General features: G+C 61.5%; 7 protein-coding genes and 1 pseudogene. 7 read left to right on the top strand and 1 reads right to left on the bottom strand.

All coding sequences use genetic code 11. The features are described 5' to 3' along the window. The 4 genes from AC629_RS30995 to AC629_RS30980 all read left to right on the top strand — a co-directional run. A partial coding sequence (locus AC629_RS30995) for a DUF1993 family protein (RefSeq protein ID WP_143199572.1) occupies positions 1 to 104 on the top strand: 104 nt, incomplete at its 5' end. 237 nt (positions 105 to 341) lie between these two features. Continuing rightward, positions 342 to 1310 (top strand): ABC transporter substrate-binding protein, encoded by a 969-nt coding sequence (locus AC629_RS30990; protein ID WP_084808641.1) that lies wholly within the window; start codon positions 342 to 344, stop codon positions 1308 to 1310. A 520-nt stretch (positions 1311 to 1830) separates the two neighbouring features. Continuing rightward, the gene (locus AC629_RS30985; RefSeq protein ID WP_143199571.1) at positions 1831 to 3342 is read left to right on the top strand and encodes a hypothetical protein; all 1512 of its coding nucleotides are present in this window, start codon (positions 1831 to 1833) and stop codon (positions 3340 to 3342) included. 71 nt (positions 3343 to 3413) lie between these two features. After that, on the top strand, positions 3414 to 3989 hold the full coding sequence (locus AC629_RS30980) for a tetratricopeptide repeat protein (RefSeq protein WP_168195617.1): 576 nt from the start codon (positions 3414 to 3416) through the stop codon (positions 3987 to 3989). Between the two features lie 144 nt (positions 3990 to 4133). Here the strand turns inward: AC629_RS30980 and AC629_RS30975 are convergent, their stop codons facing one another. Beyond that, positions 4134 to 5084, bottom strand: coding sequence for a LysR family transcriptional regulator (locus AC629_RS30975; RefSeq protein ID WP_084808642.1), 951 nt, complete (start codon positions 5082 to 5084; stop codon positions 4134 to 4136). A gap of 128 nt (positions 5085 to 5212) precedes the next feature. On the opposite strand from AC629_RS30975, the gene AC629_RS30970 reads away from it, so the two are divergent. The 3 genes and pseudogenes from AC629_RS30970 to AC629_RS30960 all read left to right on the top strand — a co-directional run. Then, positions 5213 to 5542, top strand: coding sequence for a nuclear transport factor 2 family protein (locus AC629_RS30970; RefSeq protein ID WP_084808638.1), 330 nt, complete (start codon positions 5213 to 5215; stop codon positions 5540 to 5542). Further along, the gene (locus AC629_RS30965; protein WP_084808637.1) at positions 5539 to 6327 is read left to right on the top strand and encodes an SDR family oxidoreductase; all 789 of its coding nucleotides are present in this window, start codon (positions 5539 to 5541) and stop codon (positions 6325 to 6327) included. Before AC629_RS30970 ends, AC629_RS30965 begins: the two co-directional genes overlap by 4 nt. A gap of 501 nt (positions 6328 to 6828) precedes the next feature. Next, positions 6829 to 7034: pseudogene (locus AC629_RS30960) on the top strand (molybdate ABC transporter substrate-binding protein); the annotation flags it as partial.

Below are 7034 nucleotides of genomic sequence, written 5' to 3'. Positions count from 1 at the left end.
CGAACTTCTTTTTCCATGCGACCACAGCTTACGACATTCTCCGCCACAAGGGCGCGCCGCTTGGAAAACGCGATTTCATGGGCAAGTTGAAATTGAAGGGGTGAGGGAGCAGCCTTCAGCCGACCTAAAAGCTGGCAAGCTTCGAAGGGCCGCCCTCAGCTTCGCTCCGCTTCTCGGACCTACGGCGACGTCCGCTTTCCGCCGCTTCTAGGGGGCAACCGGACATAGCTCGTACTGGTCGCGACTTCCGAGTCTGACCCATTGGCGACTGATTTTGTTATGATCACAATGTCTGGCCTGCCTGCTACACTTGGTTAGCGCTTTTAGGCTTGGGGAAATCCATGGAGCGGCGGGAATTCATCGGGCTTCCGATCGCGGTGCGCGCCCAGCAGGGTGAGCGGGTCCGGCGCGTCGGCATACTCACAGGAGTGGCCGAAGGCGATCCGGAACGGCGTGCCAATCTTGCGTCCTTTTTCCAGGGGCTCCAACAATTGGGGTGGATCGATGGCCGCAATGTGCAGTTCATCATACGCTGGGGAGCCGGCGATGCTGGCCGCATCCACAAGTTCGCGGTCGAATTGGCAGGACTTGCACCCGACGTAATCCTCGCTATTGGCCCTGACGATTTGGCGGAGTTGTACGCGGCGACCCGCACTATTCCGCTGGTATTCGTGCTTGCCCCTGATCCCGTTGGCGCTGGCTTCGTCGATAGCCTCGCGCATCCCGGCGGCAACGCAACCGGCTTTCTTTCGATGGAATACAGCTTGGCTGGTAAGTGGCTCGAACTGCTCAAGGAGGTCGCGCCAGAGGTGACGCGAGTGGCGGTTCTGCGCGATCCGTCAATAACCGTCAGCATCGGACAGTTTGCTGTCATCCAGTCGGTAGCGCCATCGGTCGGCGTGGACGTGTGGCCGATCGACGTGAGGTACCCGGCTGAGATTGAGCGTGCCGTTGCGGCCTTCGCCAATTCCGCGAATGGCGGCATGATAGTGACCGCGACCGCCGCGGCGGCGGCTAATCACGAACTGATCACAGCGCTCGCGGCCCGCTACAGAATGCCTACGGTTTATTTCGATCGCGGTCTCTTTGCCGCCGCCGGCGGATTGATCTCGTACGGCCCTAATTTCCGGGACGAATTTCGCCGCGCGGCGGCCTATGTCAACCGCATCCTTAGGGGCGAAAGACCGGCCGACTTACCAGTCCAAGCGCCGACGAAATATGAGCTGATGATCAATCTCAAGACAGCGAAGGCGCTTGAGCTGAAAATTCCCGACAAGGTTCTTGCTCGCGCCGACGAGGTGATCGAATAGGCTAGATTTTACTGCACTGCATGAGTCCGGAAATGGCCCTTCGCGCCATTTCGCGGCGATGCGGAATTTGGTCGCTTTCAGGTCGATGCGGACATCTAATGGCAGGCAGGACCGGCTGGCTCGGTCGAGAATGACCTCCAACGGACATTGCCGCCACTGGTTTCGGCCGAATGTGCTGCGGCCGGCCATACAGGGCCTCTTTCGAGTGTGTTTGGGATCGTGTAGTCTTCCCTTTAAAGCTGCTCTTCGAGACGGGATGGTGCCGACGTCTCCGTTAGAGCCGAATGGGCAGCGGGGATGCTGTCGGCAGGCATCGCACCCTTCTAAAACCGACAATCTTTTGTGCCGGTCTCTCACTGAGCATTCGCAGTGTGCGCGGGCGCACGGCGATGATTGCGCGAAACTGCTATTTCGACCGCAACGACGAGGGAACGCCATGAAACAGAATTTTGGACCGTTCATAACCGCGCTGTTAGCAGGGACATTCGCCACGGCGGCCTGGGGAGAAGGATTGGGCCGTGTGCATTTCGAGACCTCGTGCACGCCGCAGGCGCAGGAGAAATTCGATCGCGGCCTGGCGATGGTGCACTCGTTCTTCTATCCGGACAACGTCCAGGCCTTTACTGACGCCGCTGCCACTGATCCGCAATGCGCCATCGCCTACTGGGGCATAGCGATCAGCCAGCGCCCAAACCCGCTGATCGTGCCGCTGACAGCAACAGCTTTGAAAAATGGATTGGAGGCGGTGGAGAAGGGCAAGACAATCAGCGCCAAGACCGAACGCGAGCGCGACTGGCTCGCGGCGATCGAGCCTTACTACAAGGACTACGACAAGGTCGATCAAACGAAGCGCGGGCTTGCCTACGAAAAGGCGATGGAAGCGCTGATGCAGAAATATCCCGATGATCTGGAGGCGGCCATTTTCTACGCGCTCGCTCTCAATGAGACGGCGCTGCATAGCGACAAGACGTTCGCGAACCAGCTCAAGGCCGGGGCCATCCTTGAAAAGATCGAGGCAAAACTGCCGGATCATCCAGGCGTGCTGCACTATCTGATCCACACCTACGATTACCCCACGCTCGCGCAACGCGGTCTTGGTGCCGCCAATAGATACGCCGAGGTCGCGCCCGCGGCGCAGCATGCCCAGCACATGCCCTCGCACACCTATTCAATGCTGGGGATGTGGACGCAGTCGGTCGCTTCAAACACGAAATCTCGGGCGATCGCCCAGGGGCAGGCGGGCAGGCTCTGGCCGGGGGCGACACATCCAGGCGAGCCGCACTATCTGGACTTTATGGAATACGCCCTGCTGCAAATGGGACAGGAGCAACCTGCGAAGCAGCTACGCGACGACAGCAATGCCATGAAGAAACTCGGGTTTGAAGCTGTCTACAGCTATACCGGGCTTGCGGCGGTGCCGGCGCGCTTCGCCCTGGAACGTCAGGCATGGAAGGAAGCCGCCGCGCTTGAGCCGAGGGGCAGCCAATTTCCGCAGGCCGAGGCTATCACCTATTTTGCCCGCGCCATGGGATCGGCCCGTAGCGGCGCCCCGGACGCTGCAGAGCGCGAGGTCGCCAAGCTCAAGGGGCTCCACGCCGCGCTGGAAAACGCAAGCCAGTCCTATTGGGCCTCGCAAGTCGAAGTCCAGATGCTGGGTGCATCGGCCTGGATTGCGCAAGCAAGACGGGAGAACGAGAAGGCGCTGAAACTCATGCGCGCGGCGGCGGATCTGGAGGACGACAGCGAGAAGCACATCGCGATGGAGAACCGGCTCTACCCGATGCGCGAACTGCTGGGCGACCTGTTGCTCGAACAGCAACAGCCGGGACTGGCGCTGACCGAGTACGAGACCTCGCTGCTATCGACGCCCAACCGGCTGCGCGGCTTGTACGGCGGAGCCAAGGCTGCGAAGGCCGCAAATCAGCCCGAGAAGGCCACGGCATACTTCCAGAAGCTTGTTGAGATGACCAGGGATTCCGATACCGATCGGGTGGAAATCAGCGAGGCGAGAGCCTCCTTGATGCAGCGGTGAACGACCAAAGAGAGGATGAGAGAGCGGCTGCCCCGCGCATGTGTGGGCAGCCGGCTCACGGCACAGCGATCATGATGCGTTCGATCCTCATCGCCGCCGTTGCGGGAGTGCTGACCGCGGTGCTGGCTTCGTACTTTTTGAGCGCACCAGCCCGCCAAGGCGAGACCGCAACGCCGGCCGGCCCGGACAATGCAGTGTCCAGGATAGCCAATGCAGCCGAAGCGTGGCCGATCTGCTCGACCATGGCGGCAATGGTGGAAACGCCGGATTGGGCAGCGCTCGATCCCGACTTCGCAGCAGGCAAGCAAGCGATCGGCGTTGGCGATTGGAAAGGAGCAATCAAGGCTCTCAGCAGCGCGGCCGTTCGCGACGCCCGCAATGCCGATATTCAGAATTTCCTTGGCTACGCTTATCGCAGGCTGCGGCAATTCGATCCGGCAATGCAGCACTATCAGCAGGCCCTGACCCTCAATCCTCGGCACCGCAGCGCGCACGAACATCTCGGTGAAGCCTATTTGGCCCAAGGTGATCTAGCGAAAGCCACAGAGCATCACGCCGCTCTCGAGCAAATCTGCCTCATCCCCTGCGATGAATACGACGATCTAAAGCGGGCGATCGCGGAGTACAACAAATTCGCGAACCGCTGATGTTCGGAATAGGACCACAATATCGGCTTGTGGCCCTACGCGGACCTCGTGAAGCATCCGCTTCATGTCGGCTGTTCGGGACAAACCGGACTCGTTATGCTCGCCGAGAGTTTTTCCGGGTATGACCCATAACCGACTTTGAATTTACAGCGCTCGAATGTCCGTTACTGGCGCTTTCGGATCTGTGTGTCGGCTAATGCTGGCCCCACTTTGCCGCCGCGCGAAATCGACGAACGCCTTGAACCCGGCGGTCGGGTTGCGTCGGCTCGGATAGTAGAGGCTCAACGGCGACCGAATGGGCGTCCAATCCTCGAGCACGGGCACAAGGCGACCTGCCTCGATGTCGTCTCGCACGTCGGACTCCATCGCCAGGGTGAGACCGACGGAAGCGAGGGCCGCGGTGCGCGCGAGGCTCGCTTCGTCGAGGGTGATGGGACCGTCAACGTCGATATGGACCGATTGTCCGTCCTTCTCGAACGGCCAGCGGTAGATTGCGCCATCGGGAAGCCGGACGCGGAGACAGGAATGCTCGGCGAGATCCTGGGGGATCAGGGGCGTCCCGTGCGCTTTCAAATAGCTCGGTGTTCCCACCACAACACTGCGCCGCGCGACCCCCAATGGGAGTGCGATCATGTCGACTGGCACAAGATCTGAGCTACGGACGCCGAGGTCGAAGCCGCCCGCGACAATGTCCACTAGGCGCCCCTCTGTGACGATGTCGATGTGAACCTGAGGGTGCGCTCGGAGAAACGGTAGGACAAGCCACGAGAAGATTTCCCGCGCCGCTGTCGGAAACGCATTGATGCGCAGTGTGCCCGAAGGCGTGGCTTGTTGAGAGCGCGCAACCTCCATCGCCTCATGAATGTCCTGCACGGCAGGAGCGACTTGTGCGACGAACCGCTGACCTGCCTCTGTCAAGGAGACGCTTCGCGTCGTCCGGTTGAAGAGCCGGACGCCGAGCGTGCGCTCCAGCTTTCCGACCGCGTTGCTGAGCGCGGTCGTTGAAACCCCGAGCTCAAGCGCAGCCGTGCGAAACTTGCCCCGGCGGGCGACCATGAGCACGGCGTCCAATTCGTTCAGGCTGCTCTGCAACATTGTCCCGATTTTCGTGATGACACATCCCGAATTGTCCCGATTATCGCGCCAGATGTCCATCGCTATCTTGGCTGGCAACCGAACTTGCAGCCGCCGCGGCTGCGACCGCAGCAAGCAGGACAAGAACAATGACGCTCGAACTTCCATCCCCGATCGCCGCGTATGTGGCCGCGAACGCCCGTCTGGATGTTGACGGCATGCTGACACCCTTCGCAGCCGACGCCATCCTTCGCGATAACGGCGCCGTTCTTCGGGGGCACGCCGAAATAAAGCATTTGCTTGAAGAGGCGGTGGTCGGGGCGAAGGCGATTTTCACGCCGGACACCGTCCGGCACGAAGACGGCCAGGTCGTCGTCGAAGGTCCCGGCCATGGCGACTTCAAGGGCAGCCCGATCCGCTTCACCTACCGCTTCACGCTGGAAGACGACGCCATCAAGGCCCTGGAGATCACGGCATGACCATCAAGGCTGATCCGACCGAGTTCGCGGGCAAGTGCGTGCTCATCAGCGGTGGCACCAAAGGTCTGGGCCGTGCCACCGTCGACCGCTTCCTCGCCGGCGGCGCCCGGGTGATCACCGCCGCCCGCGGAGCGATGGAGCCTGTCGACGGTGTCGAGTTCGTCCAGGCGGACCTGACAACTCCCGAGGGTGGGGAAACGCTGGCCAAGGCGGCGCTCGAGCGTATGGGCGGCGTAGACATCCTGGCCCACGTCATCGGCGGTTCGTCCACGCCCGGCGGCGGCTTTGTGGCCCTGACGGACGACCACTGGCTCTCCGAACTAAACCTGAACCTGCTGGCCACGGTCCGCCTCGACCGCCTCCTGATTCCGCAGATGATCGAACGGGGCGCGGGCGCGGTGGTGCACGTCACCTCCATCCAGTCGGTCCTGCCTCTGCCCGAGGCGACTACCGCCTACGCCGCTGCCAAGGCCGCGCTTAGAACCTACAGCAAGTCGATCTCCAAGGAGCTGGGACCGAAGAGCGTGCGGGTCAACGTCGTCTCCCCCGGCTGGATCATGACCGAGTCCTCCGTCGACCTGCTGAAGCGCATTCAGGCCGCCAATGGCGGTACGATCGAGCAGGCGCGGCAAGTCGTCCTCGACAGTCTGGGCGGGATTTCCATCGGGCGTGCGGCCGAACCTTATGAGGTCGCCGACGTCATCGCCTACTTGGCCTCGGATCGCGCCGCCTCGATCCACGGCTCTGAGTTTGTTATCGACGGCGGCACCGTCCCGACCGTCTGATCAAAGGGACTCGTTCACGCTTGGCCGAGTTGGCCTAGCGTGAACAGACGCATGCCATGGCCTGATTGTCCCAACTCTGCTCTCCGACCTTAGAACGACTGTCCGCTGCTGGCCCTTCGCGACAGTTTGCGCGGCGCAGGGGCATGTCCGAAGTTGGGGGCAAACCAGAAGCCACCGGCTAAGGGGCAAACCGGCGCTTGTGACCGTTGCGGAACCAGCCCTTGAGCAAGATATCAGCAAGGAGGCAGATCAAAGGCCCAGTAGACGACTATGAGCTTCGTCGATACGATATGCGCTCGATGCGGGAAAGGCAGTGGCTATGACCAGCATGGAGGCCGTGGTCTTAGTGGCCGCCATGTTTGTTATGGTCGGGATGGTCTTCCTCGTGAAGTACATTATCAACCTCTAAAGGCCGAACGCTTGGCCCACAAACTCCGCTCGATAGCGTCGTGTCCTGCGCGAGGCCTTCGGGCGCGCGCGAACAAGCGTGGAGCGCTTTCGGTGTCCCGCCTGTCCGCCCTTTTCTACGCCTTCGTCGTCCTGCTCGCGGCCTGGTCGCCAGCCTCGGCCCAGAACGAGACGCTGACCGTGTTCGCCGCCGCCTCGATGAAGAGTGCACTCGACGAGATCGACGCGGTCTACATCATCAAGACCGGCACCTGGATCACGGCGAGGTATGCCGCGAGTTCGGTGTTAGCAAGGCAGAT

It is taken from the genome of Bradyrhizobium sp. NAS80.1 (genome assembly GCF_001908205.1).
In the GTDB taxonomy this organism is placed as follows: Bacteria; Pseudomonadota; Alphaproteobacteria; order Rhizobiales; family Xanthobacteraceae; genus Bradyrhizobium.
Note: the sequence above shows the minus strand (reverse complement) of the source record. Positions and strands in the feature narration are given on the sequence as shown.

Excerpts from the sequence above, each read along its gene's own strand:
- AC629_RS30990 (WP_084808641.1), top strand. The coding sequence starts at position 342 with ATGGAGCGGCGGGAATTCATCGGGCTTCCGATCGCGGTGCGCGCCCAG.
- AC629_RS30980 (WP_168195617.1), top strand. The coding sequence starts at position 3,414 with ATGATGCGTTCGATCCTCATCGCCGCCGTTGCGGGAGTGCTGACCGCG.
- AC629_RS30975 (WP_084808642.1), bottom strand. The coding sequence starts at position 5,084 with ATGTTGCAGAGCAGCCTGAACGAATTGGACGCCGTGCTCATGGTCGCC.
- AC629_RS30970 (WP_084808638.1), top strand. The coding sequence starts at position 5,213 with ATGACGCTCGAACTTCCATCCCCGATCGCCGCGTATGTGGCCGCGAAC.
- AC629_RS30965 (WP_084808637.1), top strand. The coding sequence starts at position 5,539 with ATGACCATCAAGGCTGATCCGACCGAGTTCGCGGGCAAGTGCGTGCTC.